Origin of the sequence: Ruegeria sp., from assembly GCF_028066395.1 — a bacterium.
Classification (GTDB): Bacteria; Pseudomonadota; Alphaproteobacteria; order Rhodobacterales; family Rhodobacteraceae; genus Ruegeria.
Map to the genome: position 1 here is coordinate 13641 of NZ_JALCBM010000027.1, position 15517 is coordinate 29157.

Annotated in this window: 15 protein-coding genes; 5 read left to right on the forward strand and 10 right to left on the reverse strand. The window is 61.1% G+C overall.

Going from position 1 to position 15517, the window contains the following annotated elements; translation table 11 throughout:
* Positions 1 to 115 precede the first annotated feature (115 nt).
* Entirely contained in the window at positions 116 to 475 is a 360-nt protein-coding gene (locus MPJ51_RS10515; protein ID WP_298385856.1) for a hypothetical protein, read from the forward strand.
* 21 nt (positions 476 to 496) lie between these two features.
* Here the strand turns inward: MPJ51_RS10515 and MPJ51_RS10520 are convergent, their stop codons facing one another.
* The gene (locus MPJ51_RS10520; protein WP_298385859.1) at positions 497 to 1837 is read right to left on the reverse strand and encodes a proline--tRNA ligase; all 1341 of its coding nucleotides are present in this window, start codon (positions 1835 to 1837) and stop codon (positions 497 to 499) included.
* Between the two features lie 238 nt (positions 1838 to 2075).
* Here MPJ51_RS10520 and MPJ51_RS10525 point away from each other — a divergent pair, with 238 nt between their 5' ends.
* Genes MPJ51_RS10525 through MPJ51_RS10535 form a run of 3 tightly spaced genes read left to right on the forward strand, consistent with a single transcriptional unit; the run spans position 2076 to position 5433 of the window.
* On the forward strand, positions 2076 to 3149 hold the full coding sequence (locus tag MPJ51_RS10525) for an AI-2E family transporter (protein WP_298385862.1): 1074 nt from the start codon (positions 2076 to 2078) through the stop codon (positions 3147 to 3149).
* A complete protein-coding gene (locus MPJ51_RS10530) occupies positions 3150 to 3839 on the forward strand; it encodes a DnaA/Hda family protein (protein ID WP_298385865.1) in 690 nt (229 codons plus the stop codon).
* A gap of 49 nt (positions 3840 to 3888) precedes the next feature.
* On the forward strand, positions 3889 to 5433 hold the full coding sequence (locus MPJ51_RS10535) for a Ppx/GppA family phosphatase (protein ID WP_298385868.1): 1545 nt from the start codon (positions 3889 to 3891) through the stop codon (positions 5431 to 5433).
* A 12-nt stretch (positions 5434 to 5445) separates the two neighbouring features.
* On the opposite strand, the gene MPJ51_RS10540 is transcribed toward MPJ51_RS10535, so the two are convergent.
* From MPJ51_RS10540 to MPJ51_RS10570, 7 genes are all read right to left on the reverse strand, one after another.
* A complete protein-coding gene (locus MPJ51_RS10540) occupies positions 5446 to 5823 on the reverse strand; it encodes a hypothetical protein (protein WP_298385871.1) in 378 nt (125 codons plus the stop codon).
* Between the two features lie 37 nt (positions 5824 to 5860).
* On the reverse strand, positions 5861 to 6853 hold the full coding sequence (locus tag MPJ51_RS10545) for an endonuclease/exonuclease/phosphatase family protein (RefSeq protein ID WP_298385874.1): 993 nt from the start codon (positions 6851 to 6853) through the stop codon (positions 5861 to 5863).
* A 6-nt stretch (positions 6854 to 6859) separates the two neighbouring features.
* Positions 6860 to 7540: a molecular chaperone DjiA gene (locus tag MPJ51_RS10550; RefSeq protein WP_298385877.1), complete on the reverse strand. Its 681-nt coding sequence runs from the start codon at positions 7538 to 7540 to the stop codon at positions 6860 to 6862.
* 45 nt (positions 7541 to 7585) lie between these two features.
* On the reverse strand, positions 7586 to 8068 hold the full coding sequence (locus MPJ51_RS10555) for a GNAT family N-acetyltransferase (RefSeq protein WP_298385880.1): 483 nt from the start codon (positions 8066 to 8068) through the stop codon (positions 7586 to 7588).
* The gene (locus MPJ51_RS10560) at positions 8065 to 8661 is read right to left on the reverse strand and encodes a VOC family protein (protein WP_298385883.1); all 597 of its coding nucleotides are present in this window, start codon (positions 8659 to 8661) and stop codon (positions 8065 to 8067) included. The genes MPJ51_RS10555 and MPJ51_RS10560 overlap by 4 nt, the downstream gene beginning before the upstream one ends.
* Positions 8662 to 8729: 68 nt before the next feature.
* Positions 8730 to 10856, reverse strand: a complete 2127-nt coding sequence (gene scpA / locus MPJ51_RS10565) for a methylmalonyl-CoA mutase (RefSeq protein WP_298385886.1) — start codon at positions 10854 to 10856, stop codon at positions 8730 to 8732.
* Positions 10853 to 11668 carry a hypothetical protein gene (locus tag MPJ51_RS10570; RefSeq protein ID WP_298385888.1) on the reverse strand — a complete coding sequence of 272 codons (816 nt, stop codon included), beginning with the start codon at positions 11666 to 11668 and terminating at the stop codon, positions 10853 to 10855. Before MPJ51_RS10570 ends, scpA begins: the two co-directional genes overlap by 4 nt.
* 149 nt (positions 11669 to 11817) lie before the next feature.
* Here MPJ51_RS10570 and MPJ51_RS10575 point away from each other — a divergent pair, with 149 nt between their 5' ends.
* The gene (locus tag MPJ51_RS10575) at positions 11818 to 12264 is read left to right on the forward strand and encodes a DUF4174 domain-containing protein (protein WP_298385891.1); all 447 of its coding nucleotides are present in this window, start codon (positions 11818 to 11820) and stop codon (positions 12262 to 12264) included.
* A 76-nt stretch (positions 12265 to 12340) separates the two neighbouring features.
* Here MPJ51_RS10575 and MPJ51_RS10580 read toward each other — a convergent pair whose 3' ends face one another.
* Both MPJ51_RS10580 and MPJ51_RS10585 read right to left on the reverse strand, forming a co-directional pair.
* Positions 12341 to 14386 (reverse strand): acetyl/propionyl/methylcrotonyl-CoA carboxylase subunit alpha, encoded by a 2046-nt coding sequence (locus MPJ51_RS10580; protein WP_298385895.1) that lies wholly within the window; start codon positions 14384 to 14386, stop codon positions 12341 to 12343.
* A 114-nt stretch (positions 14387 to 14500) separates the two neighbouring features.
* On the reverse strand, positions 14501 to 14704 hold the full coding sequence (locus tag MPJ51_RS10585; protein WP_298385898.1) for a hypothetical protein: 204 nt from the start codon (positions 14702 to 14704) through the stop codon (positions 14501 to 14503).
* Between the last annotated feature and the right edge of the window lie 813 nt (positions 14705 to 15517).

Here is a 15517-nt window from a genome sequence, read left to right on the forward strand (position 1 = left end):
AAACTGACTTCAAAATGCAACATTTTACGCGCAATTTTATTTCGCATTTTGCTTACTTGAAGAAATTTTGACACCCTATAGTGGGGGAACACATTTTTCAGAGCGGGGGTCGCTCATGTATATTAAAGGTGACATGGTTACAGAGGGTCAATCCACGGCCCGCACGGCATCAACTGAACTGGACTGCGAAAGCGCGGCATTGCTGCGTGCAGCGATCCGTCCCTTATTCGCCAGCGCGGCGAGCTGGGGCAGTCTGACAGACATCCTGAAAGAAAAGGGCTATTGCCTCGCCTTCCGCAGCGGTCGGCTGTGCATCACTGATTGCACAACCGACGAGAGGGTCTGCGGGCTGCGGTTTCTCGGGCTTGAGTTCCGCGATCTGGTCCGGCGCATGGGCCGCCCGATCGTAGTTGCCCGTGGCAGCCACGCCGATGGCGATGTGTTGGCCGCGCGGCCAACACCGGGCGCATCATAAGACCTGATCAGGCAGACCGTTTCAGGCGGTCTGCTGATAGATTTCCGCGATTTTGGTGACCGCAGCCTCGGGGCTGAGTTCTTCGCTTTCGCCGGTGCGACGGCTGGTCAGTTCGACCACACCGTTCTTCAGGCCGCGCGGGCCCACGGTGATACGCCAGGGCAAACCGATCAGGTCCATGGTGGCGAACTTGCCCCCTGCCCGTTCATTGCGATCATCATACAGCGGCTCCAGCCCCAGCGCGGTCAGCGCGGCATAGAGTTTGTCACAGGCCGCATCCGCCTCTTCATCACCCTGCTTCAGGTTGACGATCCCGCAGTGGAACGGCGTCACGCCCTCGGGCCAGATGATGCCCTTGTCATCATGGCTGGCCTCGATGATCGCACCGATCAGACGGCTGACGCCGATGCCGTGGCTGCCCATATGCACCGGAACCGGCTTGCCGTCGGGACCTTGGACGGTGGCGCCCATCGCCTCGGAATATTTGGTGCCGAAATAGAAGATCTGACCAACCTCAATCCCGCGCGCCACGCGGCGGCGTTCCTCGGGAACCTGATTGAACAGCGCCTCGTCATGGGTTTCGTCCGTGCGTGCGTATTTCGAGGTGAACTCTTCCAGGATGGCCTGACACTGTTCCCGGTTGTCATAGTCGATATCGCGGTCGCCAAAGGTCAGGTCAGTGACGGCGCTGTCATAGAACACCTCGGATTCACCGGTATCGGCCAGCACGAGGAATTCATGCGTGTCATCGCCGCCAATCGGGCCACTGTCGGCGCGCATCGGGATGGCTTGCAGGCCCATCCGCTCATAGGTGCGCAAATAGCTGACCAGATGGCGGTTATAGGCGTGCAGCGCGTCTTCTTTATTCAGGTCGAAATTGTATCCGTCCTTCATGTAGAACTCACGCCCGCGCATCACGCCGAAACGCGGGCGTATTTCGTCGCGGAACTTCCATTGAATTTGGTACAGGGTCAGCGGCAGGTCCTTGTAGCTGCTGACATGGCCGCGGAAGATATCGGTCACCAGTTCCTCGGCAGTCGGCGTATACAGCATGTCGCGGCCGTGGCGGTCCTGCATCCGCAGCATCTCCTGACCGTAGTCGTCATACCGCCCGGATTCGCGCCACAGGTCCGCCGATTGCAGGATCGGCATCTGGATCGCGATATGGCCTGCCCGCGCCTGTTCCTCATGCACGATGTTTTCCAGCTTGCGCAGCACTTTGAAGCCCAGCGGCAGCCAGGAATAGATCCCCGCAGCGGCCTGTTTAATCATACCCGCGCGCAGCATCAGCCGGTGGCTGACGATCTGAGCCTCGGAGGGATTTTCCTTGAGAACGGGCAGAAAGTAACGGCTGAGGCGCATTGTTTGACCTTCACGGGTGAGAATTCGACTGCAAAGCTGCTTATGCCAAAGCCCCGCCGGGGGCAATCACGCATTGGAGATTTTGCGACAGCAGCCCGATTTCCACCACCCGGAACAGTCCGGAAAGTCGCGGGCACATGCATCCTCATTCCAGGGCGGGGCGGCCCCCATGAAGCGCTTGCATCGTCGGGCGTCATGCGCCAAGAACATTGCAAAGCGCCGCAAAAAGGGATGCGCCATGGCTTTGCCGGTGAAGGATCAGCTGAGATATTGGGGCATCGCCACTGTGGTCTTCGTGGCAGTGCTGTACCTGCTGGGCGACGTGCTGCTGCCCTTCGTCATCGGCGGCGCGATTGCCTATTTTCTTGATCCCGTGGCCGACCGGCTGGAACGGCTGGGCCTGTCCCGCATGGCCGCAACCGGTATCATCACCGTGGTCGGCGTGCTGGGCTTTGTGCTGGCGATCCTGATGGTGGTGCCTGCGCTGATCACGCAGTTGCTGGACCTGATAGACATCCTGCCCAGCCTTTTCAAACAGTTGCGCGCCTTTATTGAGGCGAAATTCCCGGCCCTTCTGGACAGCGAATCAAACACCCATCAGATGCTGGTCTCCTTCGGTGAAACCCTGAAGGACAAAACCGGCGATGTGTTGCAGACCGTTCTGTCCTCGCTTGGATCGGCCATCAACGTGGTGGTCCTGCTGGTCATCGTTCCGGTTGTGGCGGTCTATCTGCTGATGGACTGGGACCGCATGATCGCCCGGATCGGAGAGCTGCTGCCACGTGACCACGCCCCCATCATCAAACGGCTGGCGGTTGATATCGATGCGGTTCTGGCCTCTTTCGTGCGCGGCATGGGCACGGTCTGCCTGATCCTTGGCACCTATTACGCCGTGGCCCTGATGCTGGTCGGTCTGCAATTCGGTCTGATCGTCGGGTTCATCGCCGGGCTGGTCACCTTCATCCCCTATCTGGGCGCGCTGATCGGGGGCACGCTGGCCATCGGACTTGCACTGTTCCAATTCTGGGGTGACTGGACCCATATCGGGCTGGTCGCGGGTATCTTCGCCATCGGACAGGTGACCGAGGGCAACTTCCTGACCCCCAAACTGGTCGGCAGTTCGGTCGGCCTGCATCCCGTTTGGCTGCTGCTGGCGCTGTCGGTCTTCGGCGCGTTGTTCGGCTTTGTCGGCATGCTGATCGCGGTTCCGGTAGCCGCCGCCTTGGGTGTTCTGGCCCGGTTCGGGACCGAGCAATACCTGGGCAGCCGCCTTTACACCGGCCATGTCGGGCTGGAGCAGGACGAGCAGTAAATGGCCACTCAGCTGAGCTTTGACCTGCCCTCGAAAACGGCACGAGGGCGCGAGGATTTCTTTGTCTCGCCCGCAAATGCGCTGGCGGTCGCGATGATCTCGGCCACCTCATGGCCCGGCAACAAGCTGGTGCTGAGCGGCCCTGCCGGATCGGGCAAGACCCATCTGGCCCATGTCTGGGCCGCCGAGACCGGCGGGCGCATCGTGCAGGCCGCCTCCTTGCGTCACGAGGATGTGCCCGATCTGGCCAGCAGCCCGGTGGCTGTCGAGGACGTGCCCCTGATCGCCGCCGATACCGAGCAGCAGAAAACCCTATTCCACCTGCACAATCTGGTGCTGGCCGAAGGTAATGCCCTGCTGATGACCGGCCGTGCGGCGCCCAATCTGTGGCACCTGCCGCTGGCCGATCTGCAAAGCCGGGTCGAGGGTGCCCATCACGTGGCGCTGGACAGCCCCGATGACGCGCTGCTGTGCGCGGTGCTGGCCAAACTGTTCACCGACCGGCAGTTGAACCCGGGCCCCGAGGTGATCTCGTACCTCGTCAAGCACATGGATCGCAGCTTTGAAACCGCAGCGCAGGTGGTGGATCAACTGGACACGCTGGCGCTGAGCGAAAAGCGCGATATCACCCGGGCGCTGGCGGTGCGTGTTTTGAACACAGAGCCTGATCATTCACAGACCGGTGATTGACCGGACATACATGATTTCGCATCCTGTCGCAGGAATTGCTGGGGACCCCATGGAACAGATCGTCGAGACCGCCGCACCGGATTACGGCCCGTTTGGCAAGCCGTTGATTGACGACCCCGATGCAAGGGCGCTGTCGCGGGTGGGGGTTGTGGATGTCGGCTCGAACTCGGTCCGGATGGTGATCTTTGACGGGGCGGCGCGCTCGCCTGCCTATTTCTACAACGAAAAGGTCATGTGCGAGCTGGGCGCGGGCCTGTCCGAAACGGGACGGCTGAACCCGCAGGGCCGCATTCGGGCGCTGGCCGCATTGCAGAGGTTTCAGCATCTGGCCCGCGATCTGGGCCTGCCCGCCCTGCACGCCGTCGCCACCGCCGCCGTGCGCGAGGCCAAGGATGGTGCCGAGTTCTGTGCCGAGGTGCTGGAGAAAACCGGCCTTGAAATCAGCGTCGTCAATGGCGAGGAAGAGGCCCGCCTGTCCGCCCAGGGCGTGCTGCTGGGCTGGCCCGGCGCTTATGGTCTGATCTGCGACATAGGTGGTTCGTCAGTGGAGCTGGCCGAGATCGGGGACGGCGCGGTCGGGCAACGCATGACCTCGCCGCTTGGGCCGTTGAAACTGCGTGACATCAAGGGCGGACGCCGCGCGCGCAAGGCCCATATCAAGCAAACGCTTGAAGACATGCGCGATCAGATGGGCCCGCAGCGGGATCGTCTGTTTCTGGTCGGCGGCAGTTGGCGCGCCTTTGCCCGGCTGGACATGCTGCGCCGGGGCTATCCGCTGAATGTGCTGCATGAATACCGCATGACCCACAAGCAGGTCCGCGAAACCATCAAGTTCATCGAACAGAACGACCCTGACAAACTGCGCGCACAGGCCGGAGTGTCCAGTTCCCGCATGGCGCTGATCCCCTATGCGATGGACGTTCTGGCCCGGCTGATCCGCACGTTCAAACCCAAGGACATCGCCATCTCAAGCTATGGCATCCGCGAGGGGCTGCTGTATCAGCAAATGTCGCAAAAACTGCGCGACCGCGACCCGCTGATCGAAGCCAGCCGTTTTGCCGAGGCCAAGGATGCCCGCCTGCCGGGCTTTGGCAAACACCTCTATGATTTCGTCATGCCCCTGTTCCGCTCGGCCCCGCCGCAAAGGGTCCGGCTGATCAAGGCCGCCTGTCTGCTGCATGACGTCAGTTGGCGCGCCCATCCCGATTACCGGGCCGAGGTCTGTTTCGAATACGTGACCCGCGCCAATATGAGCGGCCTGAAACATTCCGAACGGGTTTTCATCGGGCTGGCCTTGCAACACAGATACCGCAACAAGCGCGCAGGCAACCGGTTCGGCCCGCTTTACGATCTGCTGGACGAACCCGGTCAGAAACAGGCCGAGGTTCTGGGCAAGGCCATGCGCCTTGGTGCGATGTTGTGGATGCAAAGCGACGCGGCGATGGGCAAGCTGCGCTATCACCCCAAAAAGCACGAGCTGCACCTGATCCTGCCGAAAACCGCCGCCCCGCTGTTTACCGAAACCGCCGAGGCGCGGTTCAACTCTCTGGCCGCCGCCTTGAAGGCGGATACCAAGGTGATCATCCGGGGCTGATCCCGGCGCGTTTCAGATATCGGTGATCTCACCGGATGGGGCTGACGGCTCCGGCTGGTCCTGTGGTTCATCCTCCGGCTCTGGCTTTCTGCGGATGATGATATCCCCGTTGGGCAGAATCTCGGGTGCTTCGTAGACGCTCCAATCCTCGATTTTGGCGGCCAGATCGGTCAAGGCAGGCCCCATTTCCTGAACAAAGGATTGCATGGCAGGGCCAAACTGATCCGCCAGCCCCAGCAGATCATCCAGAGCGGGCTCCATTTCCTGCCGCAAGCCTTCGAAAAACAGCTCGGCCCCTTTTTCCATCAGGGACTGGCTGTCCTCTTCCTGAGCATGGGCGGGAACGGCCATCGCGGCGCAGGCCACGGAAAGGATCAGAATACGTTGCATGGTTGGAATATAAGCAACGGGGCTTCGGGTTGAAAGGTCACAGATCAATATCCAGCGTGACCGGGAAATGGTCCGACGCGGTCAGTAGCGCGTCACGCAGCTCCGGGTTGGACCAGAAGGCCGTGTCGCGAAACGGATGCCAGATGCGCCAGTTCGGATCTCGGTTGCGCAAGTCGTGGCTGATCATGATGTAATCCAGCAGCGCCTCAAGAAATCGCCCCTCATCCGGTCGGGCAAAGCGTGCAGTCGACGGGACCGACCCCGGACGCGGCCCGAGCGCGCGGGCAGCATGTGGGTCATACAATCCGGATTGCAGCAGAATCTCGACCGAGGACCGCCCAAACAGGTTTTCAAACTCATCCAGCCCCGGCCCGTCATTGAGATCACCCAACAGGATCACCGGGTCCTCCTGCGCCAGATGCGCCTCGACCCGCCGAGCCAGCCAGATCGCCTGCGCCAACTGCTTGCGACGATTGGCGATCGAGATACGGATCGCCTCATCCCGCGACGACGCGCCATGGGGGGCCTTGGATTTCAGATGCGCCCCGATCAGGCGGAACGAGGTCCCACCCACCGGTTCCACAACCAGTTCCATCGGAGGTTTTGAGAACCGCACAATATCCTCGGTCGCGTCCACATCCAGATCAATGTGGAACTCACCGTCAAAGCGCGGGGCATCGGGTGCCTCGACCGGATCATGGCGTGCATGAAGGGCGTGAGGATCATAGAGCAGCGCCAGTTCCTGATGCGTCTCATTGGGAAAGCCCATGATGGCGTGGTTTGTCCGCAGATCGAACGCCTCGGCAAAACTCTGCAAGGCGCGTACCGAGTTCTGAGCCTTGCCGGTATTGGGGGCCTCAACGATCAGGATCGCATCAGCATCCAGCGCGGTCAGAACCTTGGCGATGGCCTCGACCTGCCGGGCTTTGGTCACGTCGTGGCGACCGGACCAGCTGTCATCGACAATCAGGTTGTCCTTGCGATCAAACAGGTTGGCGAACCATTCGATATTATAGGTCGCCAACCGCATGCGGGATCAGACCTTGGCTCCGTTGATCTCATCCCAGGCGCGGTTGATGTCGATCATCTTTTTCTCGGCCAGGCGCACCGCCTCTTCCGGCACGCCGCGCGCCATCATCGCGTCTGGGTGAGTATCACGGACCAGCTGCCGCCAGATCTTGCGAATTTCGGGCAGCGGCATGTCGCGGGGAACGCCCAGCACCGTATAGGGATCATTGGGTGCATCGGGCACAAACCGCGCGCGCAAGGCAAGAAACTGCGCATCCGTTTGGCCGAATATCCGGCTGACCTCTTCCAGAAACTCGTTTTCATTGGGGTGGTAGAACCCATCGGCCAGGGCGATGTGAAACAGCCCCTCCATCAGATCGCAGAGCGTTGTGCTGTCCTCGGCAAACATCCGGGCGATCTTGCGGGCATAGTCCTGATATCCGGCCACATCGGTGCGCGCCATGTCGAAAACCCGTGCGGCCCCGTCTTCGTCGTCACGGGCGATCTGAAAGACCTCTCGGAAGGCAGTCACCTCGTCGCGTGTGACCTGCCCGTCGGCCTTGGCCATCTTGGCGCCCAGCGCGATCACGGCAATGGCAAAGGCCACCGAACGTTCGGGTGGCGTGCGCAGTTTTTCAAAAACAGCGGTCAGGCTTTCGCCCTGGGCAAGCGCGCTCAGCGCATCGGATATGCGGGTCCAGATCGACATAGGCGCACAGTAGCGCGCGGCGCAGCGACTGTCAGGTGCGACAGATCACTGCGGCGAAAGAATTTTCTGCATCAGGACCAGATCCAGCCATTGCCCCTGCTTGCGGCCCACCTCGGGCATCCGGCCAACCTCGGCAAAACCAAGGGCGGTGTGAAAGGCAATCGCCCCGGGATTGGCAGAGGAGATACCGGCAACCAGAACATGCACCCCCTCGGCCCGGGCGGTATCCTCCAGCGCCGCCATCAAGGCACGTCCGATACCCTGCCCTTGCGCATCCGGGGTCAGATGTATCGAATGTTCCCGTGTATGAGCGTAACCCGGCCCACCGCGAAACGGGCCATATGTGGCAAAGCCGATAACCTGACCGTTCAGTTCGGCGACCAGATACTGACGGTTGGAAATGTCGACAGCCACGCTGGCAGCGGTGCGAAGCTCGGTCGTGAAAGTGACCAGCGTATCCTGAATGACCGCGTTGTGGATTGCGGCAATTGCCTCGGCATCATCAGCGCAGGCCGGTCGGATAATCATTCCAGCACACGAAGGCCATGCGGCGTGTCGAATTCGGCCCGCAGGGCAGTGGGGCCTGTGTCGAACGCGACCCGTTCCAACGGCCCGAGGATACGTGCAAGCTCCAGCGCATCGGGGTGATACACCACGAGCCGACGCAGCCTGCATCCGCTGGCCTGCAGCATTCGTGCCGGGTGCAGATCGCCCTGCCATTGAATGAGCGCGGGGTAGAGGTTGTCAAACGGCAACCGCCCCGATTGCGGCACGGCCATCCGCCACCGCAAGGCGCCGCGATCCAGATCAATCGGGGCCACCGGACCGTCAGGCATGGTGACGGCCCCGATATCGCTGACCCGGCAAATCCAATTGGTCAGGCGCGCATGTCCTGAAAAACGATCCAGATCAAACCATCGGGGCTGTTCGGGCGTTGGTGCGTCTGGGTCAACGGCGATGGCCTCCAGATAAAGACCATCCTCCAACCCCAACAGCCGGTTATGGGTGCCGAACTTCGCGTGTTTGCCGCCCTGTTGCAGGGAAACACCCAGCGCCTGTTCGACATGGGCGGCCGCAGCCTCCAGCGTTTCGCCGGAAATGGCGATATGGTCGAGTTGCATGATCCCTCCTCCGCTGCGCGGGCCGAGATTTTTCGACGAAAAATCTCAACCACCCGAGCGTTAAAACATCAGCCCCGCGCCTCACCGATCAGGCGCAGGATATCCTGTGCGGCCTCGGGGATGTTGGTCCCCGGCCCAAAAATCGCCTTTACCCCGTGATCATACAGGAACTGGTAATCCTGCTGCGGAATGACCCCGCCGCAGATCACGATGATATCTTCGGCCCCGGCCTTTTTCAGCTCTTCCACCAATTGCGGGGCCAGCGTCTTATGCCCGGCAGCTTGCGACGAAATCCCGACCACATGCACATCATTGTCCACCGCATCCTGCGCCGCCTCGGCAGGGGTCTGGAACAGCGGACCGACATCCACGTCAAACCCGATATCGGCAAAAGCAGTGGCGATCACCTTGGCTCCCCGGTCGTGACCATCCTGCCCCATCTTGACCACCAGCAGGCGGGGGCGGCGGCCTTCAACCTCGGCGAAATCTTCGATGGATTTCTGGATCGCGGCAAAGCCTTCGTCCCCTTCATAGGCCGCGCCATAGACACCGGCCAGCGTTTTCACCTCGGCGCGGTGGCGGCCGAATTCTTTTTCCATTGCCATGCTGATCTCTCCTACGGATGCACGGGCGCGGGCGGCCTCGACGGCGGCGGCCAGCAGGTTGCCGCCGTCGAGGGCGGTGGTGGTCAGAGCGTCCAGGGCCGCCTGACAGGCCGCCTCGTCCCGGGTGGCGCGGATGCGGTCCAGTCGCGCGACCTGAGCTTCACGCACGGCGACGTTGTCGACGTCCAGAATGTCGATCGGATCTTCCTGATCCTTGCGGTATTTGTTGACGCCGACGATCACCTCATCGCCCCGGTCGATCATCGCCTGACGCCGCGCGGCGCTTTCTTCGATCCGCAGCTTGGGCATGCCCGAGGCGACGGCTTTGGTCATGCCGCCCATCTCCTCAACCTCCTGCATCAGGGCCCATGCCTTTTCGATCAGCTCATTGGTCAGGCTCTCGACATAATACGACCCTGCCAGCGGATCGACCACATCGGTCACGCCGGTCTCTTCCTGTAGAACCAGCTGCGTGTTCCGCGCAATGCGGGCCGAGAAATCGGTGGGCAGGGCAATCGCCTCATCCAGAGCGTTGGTGTGCAGCGACTGAGTGCCGCCCAGAACCGCGCTCATCGCTTCATAGGCGGTGCGGATCACGTTGTTATAGGGGTCTTGCTCCTGCAACGACACGCCCGAGGTCTGGCAGTGGGTGCGCAGCATCTTGGAGCGTTCGGATTTCGCGCCAAACTCGGTCATTACCCGATGCCACAGGGTGCGGGCGGCGCGCAGCTTCGCGATTTCCATGAAGAAATTCATGCCGATGGCAAAGAAGAACGACAGACGGCCCGCAAACTTGTCGACATCCATGCCTGATTGCGTCGCGGCGCGCACATATTCGCGCCCATCGGCCAGCGTATAGGCCAGTTCCTGCACCAAATTCGCCCCGGCCTCTTGCATGTGGTAGCCCGAGATCGAGATCGAGTTGAATTTCGGCATCTCGTTCGAGGTGAACTCGATAATGTCCGAGATGATCCGCATCGACGGTTCCGGCGGGTAGATATAGGTGTTGCGCACCATGAACTCTTTCAGAATGTCATTCTGAATGGTGCCGGACAGGACGGATTTGTCATGGCCCTGTTCCTCACCCGCGACGATAAAACTGGCCAGAACCGGGATCACCGCGCCGTTCATCGTCATCGAGACCGAGACCTTGTCCAGCGGAATGCCATCAAACAGGATTTTCATGTCCTCGACACTGTCGATGGCCACGCCAGCCTTGCCCACATCGCCCACAACGCGGGGATGGTCACTGTCATAGCCCCGGTGCGTCGCCAGATCGAAGGCCACGGAAACACCCTGCTGTCCCGCCGCCAGATTGCGGCGGTAGAAAGCGTTCGATTCTTCAGCCGTCGAGAACCCTGCATATTGCCGGATGGTCCACGGGCGGCCCGCATACATCGTCGCCTTAACGCCGCGCGTGAAGGGGCCAAAGCCCGGCAACGATCCCATATGCGGCAAATCGGCGGTGTCTTCCTGCGTATAGAGCGGCTTGACGTCGATGCCTTCCAGCGTCTCTTTGGTCAGGTCGTCCAACGGGCGGCCGCGCAGCTCTTTCTCGGCCAGCGCCTGCCAGTCTTTCCTATCGGTCATTGAGTTATCCTCTCGTCAAATTCTGATGGCGCGTCGGTGGCCTCACCGCGCGCCGTGTTCGGAAGCAGACCAAGCTGAGCCAGCCCGTCGGCCCCTGCGGCCAGCCAGTCCAGATCATCGGCATATTTGGCCACAAGTTGCATGTCCCCGGCGCCACTCGGGCCCGGTGTTTCATCCTGATCATCCCGGCTGAGCCAGATATTGCTGGCGTTTTGCGGGGCATCGCAGTCCAGTATCGTGGCAAGCTGAGCATCCGGGTGCCCCGCGAATTCCTCGAATGGCAGGGCCACAAGGGGGATTTCGGGAAACGCCAGGCTCAGATCAGTGATCACATCGCGCCAGCTGCGCGGGTTCTGGGTGATCCTGTTCCACCGGATTTTCTTGCCGAACCCCTTCCTGTTCCTGACCGCAAAACCCGCGACCGAGGGCCAATAGGTGTTCAAGGCACGAATATTCAACGCGATTTTCGCAACACCGTCCCCGAAGGCCGCCGCCAGCAGTTGCCCCCGCAGGCGCGCTTCGGGGTAGAGGCCGGTCATGTTGACGTTCTGCTGCATCATGCCCAGAAAATTCTCTTCGCTGATCAGCAGATGGCGGACGCCTTTGGCGCGGCATTTCTCCAGATCATCCTGCAACGCCGCGCGGGACTGATCCGTCATCGATTTAAGCCCGTACAGGCCCGTCTCGCGGGTCGTCTCAGGCCCCCAGAAGGCGATCCCCTGCGCCGCAAGGGGCTGCGCGTTGCAGCGCATGTATTCCTGAAAACTGGTGGTGGCGCAGCGATGGGCGCCGAAATGCAAAATGATCTCCATGCGCCTATCCCAATGCCCTGCGATATGCGGCAGCCCCGGCTGGGCCCCGGCAACTCAATCGTGATTTGCACATTTTTTTTGCTCCGTGCTGCATTCCCCCGGTCGCATTCGCACGCGCAGCGGCTATATTCATCAGAACAGGAGGCCCCATGACACGCACGCTTGCCCTTGTTTTTTCGGCGCTATTCCCGCTGGCCGCGCTGGCTGCCGACGGGTCTGCGCCCGGTGATGATGCCTTTGTACGACCCACGGGCGACAGCACGCTGGACGAATTTCTATGGGTCAACCGCCCGATTGTCGTGTTTGCCGACACCCCCGCCGACCCGCGGTTCCAGCAGCAGATCGATATGCTGCTGGAGGGCGAAGAGGCGATGCGGGACCGCGATGTAGTTGTGCTGACCGATACCGATCCTGATGCACGCTCACCCATCCGGTCGCAATTGCGCCCGCGTGGGTTCCAGATGGTGTTTGTCGACAAAGACGGTGTCGTCAAACTGCGCAAACCCTCGCCCTGGAGCGTGCGCGAGATTGGTCGGTCAATCGACAAGACCCCCCTGCGCGAACGCGAGATTCGCGAACGGCGCGAGGGCGGCTGAGCCTTTTCGCCACACCCAAAGGCCCCGGCGCAGAACGCCCGGGACCCTGTGCGATATGGCGAAAACGCAGACATGATCACTCGAACTCGATGATCACATCATCCACGGCAAGGCTGTCGCCGGCACCTGCATTGATCTTGGCGACGATACCCTTCTTCTCGGCGCGCAGGATGTTTTCCATCTTCATCGCCTCGACCGTGCACAGCGCCTGACCTTCCTGCACCTCTTGCCCGACCTCGACATCGACTTTCACGATCAGGCCCGGCATCGGACACAGCAGCATTTTCGACGTATCGGGCGGTAGCTTTTCAGGCATCAGCGTGGCCAGTTCCGCCTGACGCGGGGTGCGCACATGCACCTTGAGGTCCGCGCCCCGGTTACGGATGCGGAACCCGCCCGAGACCTTACCGACCTTCAGCACCAGCGGGCTGCCATCCACATCCAGCACCGCCAGTTGATCCCCCGGTGTCCAAACCGACGCGACCCGCGAACTGGCGCCATCGTCGAATGTCACGGTCGAGCCATCCTTGTCCGCGTCTATTGTGACCGCAAATTCCTGACCTTGCAGGGTGACAACCCAATCGGTGCCCACCTTACGTTCGTGATTGTCCATCCGGCCCGACACGCGGGTGCGACGGATCTCGGCCACACGGTGCATGGCCGCGCAAGAGGCCGCGATATGGCGCAGGTCATCTTCGGGCAAAGTGACACCTTCGAACCCGTCAGGATATTCCTCGGCGATGAAGGCGGTGGTCATGTCGCCGCTGATGAATTTTGGATGATCCATCACCGCCGACAGGAACGGCAGGTTGTGGCCGATGCCTTCGACCTCAAAACTGTCCAGCGCCACGCGCATTGCCTCGATCGCCTGCGCGCGGGTCGGGGCCCAGGTGCACAGCTTGGCGATCATCGGGTCGTAATACATGCTGATCTCGCCGCCCTCATAAACGCCGGTATCGTTGCGCACCGCCGCCTCGCCCTCGGGCGCGTCGCCCTGCCATTTGCCGTTGACCAGCATCGGGCCAGAGGCAGTTTCCTGCGGCGGGCGATAGCGGGTTAGACGGCCAATCGAAGGTAGGAAGTTGCGATACGGGTCTTCGGCATACAGCCGGTTTTCGATGGCCCAGCCGGTCAGGGTCACGTCATCCTGCGTGATCGTCAACGCCTCACCCGCTGCCACGCGGATCATCTGTTCGACCAGATCGACGCCAGTGATCAGCTCGGTCACCGGGTGTTCCACCTGCAGGCGGGTGTTCATTTCGAGGAAGTAGAAGTTCTTTTCCCCATCCACGATGAATTCCACCGTACCCGCACTTGAATAACCCACGGCCTTGGCCAGCGCGACCGCCTGCTCGCCCATCGCACGCCGGGTTGCTTCGTCAAGGAAGGGCGAAGGCGCCTCTTCCACCACTTTCTGGTTGCGGCGCTGGATCGAGCATTCGCGTTCGCCCAGATAAATCCCGTTGCCGTGGCTGTCGCACAGAACCTGAATTTCAATATGGCGCGGTTGGGTTACGAATTTCTCAATGAAAATCCGGTCATCACCAAAGGAATTCGCCGCCTCATTCTTGGACGATTGGAACCCTTCGCGCGCTTCCTCGTCATTCCACGCGATCCGCATGCCCTTGCCGCCGCCCCCGGCGCTGGCCTTGATCATCACCGGATAGCCGATCTCGTTCGAGATTTTCACCGCCTCGTCGGCATCCTCGATCAGCCCCATATAGCCGGGCACCGTCGACACATTCGCGTCCTGAGCGATTTTCTTCGAGGTGATCTTGTCCCCCATCGCCTCAATCGCGCCTTTGGGCGGGCCGACAAAGGCCACGCCCTCGGCCTCCAGCGCCTCGGCGAATTTGGCGTTTTCCGACAGGAAGCCATAGCCGGGATGCACCGCCTGCGCCCCGCTTTGACGGATCGCATCCATGACCTTGTCGATCACGATATAGGACTGGTTCGCAGGCGGCGGGCCGATATGCACCGCCTCATCCGCCATCGACACGTGCAGCGCGTTCCGGTCCGCGTCGGAATAGATGGCAACAGTGCCGATACCCATCTTGCGCGCGGTCTTGATGACCCGGCAGGCGATTTCGCCCCGGTTGGCGATCAGGAGCTTATTGAACATGGAACGTCCTTTGTCTTGGTGTTCTGAGAACGCAAAAACGCCGTCGCAGGGCGGGAGCCCCACAACGGCGTGATGCGCGATGACCGAAGGGGCGCGACGCACCCCGGAAAAATGTCAGTTACAGTTGTGCTGCGTCTTGCAGTACAGCACGTTGCCTGCGGCACCGACCGCAGCGCCGACCAGCGGGTCCGCGCTAAGCACCGCCGCGCCGATGGCGCCAACGCCACCGCCCAGCACCGCCTGTTCGCCCGTCGAGTCGCCGCAGGCCGCAAGCCCCGCACAGGCTGCCAATACGTAAAGAAGTCGTGGGAATTGCATGTTTTCTGCCTCGTTTGGTTTCTTGCTGACTTTGAGGGCAGTAGCCGGATTCCGGCCTTGTTATGCAATAACAAGCCGCGCGAGCCGGCAATATGCGCAGATTTTTGCCTCTTTACCCCGGCACTGTTCAAAAAGAAAAACGCGGACAGGATGATGTGGGGAACACAGTCCTGTCCGCGGAAGGAAGGGGTACGGAATAGTAGGTGCATGTGCGACGCAGGCAAAACAGAGCCGCACGGCCCGGTCACCTTGCACGCACCCATTTCCGTCGCCAAGCCGTGATTACCTGTCTTGGGAATTCCGGCTGAAACCCGCCAATCCGGCAAGGATACGCGCAGAATCGCGCCGAAATCTCGAATTGAGACACGATTTGTTGTTGCTCTGTCAGCGGTCACGTTGCCGTTACAATTTGCGCGGCGCGGTGGCGTCAGGGGCCGAACGTCCTCACGGCCAATCGCGCCGGGGTCACAAAAATTTTCACCTGCGCGCGGGTATTTACGCGCCTGGCTCACTGGCCTGTGAAATGATGCGTGACGTGACACACGATTGCTTGAGCAAAGGCGTGCCTTTCCTCCCGTTTTAGTGATTTCCAAAGATTGCGCTTGCGTGGAACGGTGCCCATGCACATTCGCACACAAGGAACTAATCCCATGAAAACAAAGGGTAAAACTGCTCGCCTGCTTGCTGCCAGCTCGCTTTGCGTTGCTGCCACGCAAGCCTTTGCCCAAGATGCCCAAACCCAGGCGGAGCTGGACGCTCTGCGCGCCAGGGTCGAGGCGCTGGAGGCTGGAAAATCCGGCTCGGGCACCGGTG

Excerpts from the sequence above, each read along its gene's own strand:
- MPJ51_RS10570 (WP_298385888.1), bottom strand. The coding sequence starts at position 11,668 with ATGGAGATCATTTTGCATTTCGGCGCCCATCGCTGCGCCACCACCAGT.
- MPJ51_RS10555 (WP_298385880.1), bottom strand. The coding sequence starts at position 8,068 with ATGATTATCCGACCGGCCTGCGCTGATGATGCCGAGGCAATTGCCGCA.
- MPJ51_RS10585 (WP_298385898.1), bottom strand. The coding sequence starts at position 14,704 with ATGCAATTCCCACGACTTCTTTACGTATTGGCAGCCTGTGCGGGGCTT.
- MPJ51_RS10515 (WP_298385856.1), top strand. The coding sequence starts at position 116 with ATGTATATTAAAGGTGACATGGTTACAGAGGGTCAATCCACGGCCCGC.
- MPJ51_RS10535 (WP_298385868.1), top strand. The coding sequence starts at position 3,889 with ATGGAACAGATCGTCGAGACCGCCGCACCGGATTACGGCCCGTTTGGC.
- MPJ51_RS10540 (WP_298385871.1), bottom strand. The coding sequence starts at position 5,823 with ATGCAACGTATTCTGATCCTTTCCGTGGCCTGCGCCGCGATGGCCGTT.
- MPJ51_RS10525 (WP_298385862.1), top strand. The coding sequence starts at position 2,076 with ATGGCTTTGCCGGTGAAGGATCAGCTGAGATATTGGGGCATCGCCACT.
- MPJ51_RS10560 (WP_298385883.1), bottom strand. The coding sequence starts at position 8,661 with ATGCAACTCGACCATATCGCCATTTCCGGCGAAACGCTGGAGGCTGCG.
- MPJ51_RS10545 (WP_298385874.1), bottom strand. The coding sequence starts at position 6,853 with ATGCGGTTGGCGACCTATAATATCGAATGGTTCGCCAACCTGTTTGAT.
- MPJ51_RS10530 (WP_298385865.1), top strand. The coding sequence starts at position 3,150 with ATGGCCACTCAGCTGAGCTTTGACCTGCCCTCGAAAACGGCACGAGGG.
- MPJ51_RS10580 (WP_298385895.1), bottom strand. The coding sequence starts at position 14,386 with ATGTTCAATAAGCTCCTGATCGCCAACCGGGGCGAAATCGCCTGCCGG.
- MPJ51_RS10520 (WP_298385859.1), bottom strand. The coding sequence starts at position 1,837 with ATGCGCCTCAGCCGTTACTTTCTGCCCGTTCTCAAGGAAAATCCCTCC.
- scpA (WP_298385886.1), bottom strand. The coding sequence starts at position 10,856 with ATGACCGATAGGAAAGACTGGCAGGCGCTGGCCGAGAAAGAGCTGCGC.
- MPJ51_RS10550 (WP_298385877.1), bottom strand. The coding sequence starts at position 7,540 with ATGTCGATCTGGACCCGCATATCCGATGCGCTGAGCGCGCTTGCCCAG.
- MPJ51_RS10575 (WP_298385891.1), top strand. The coding sequence starts at position 11,818 with ATGACACGCACGCTTGCCCTTGTTTTTTCGGCGCTATTCCCGCTGGCC.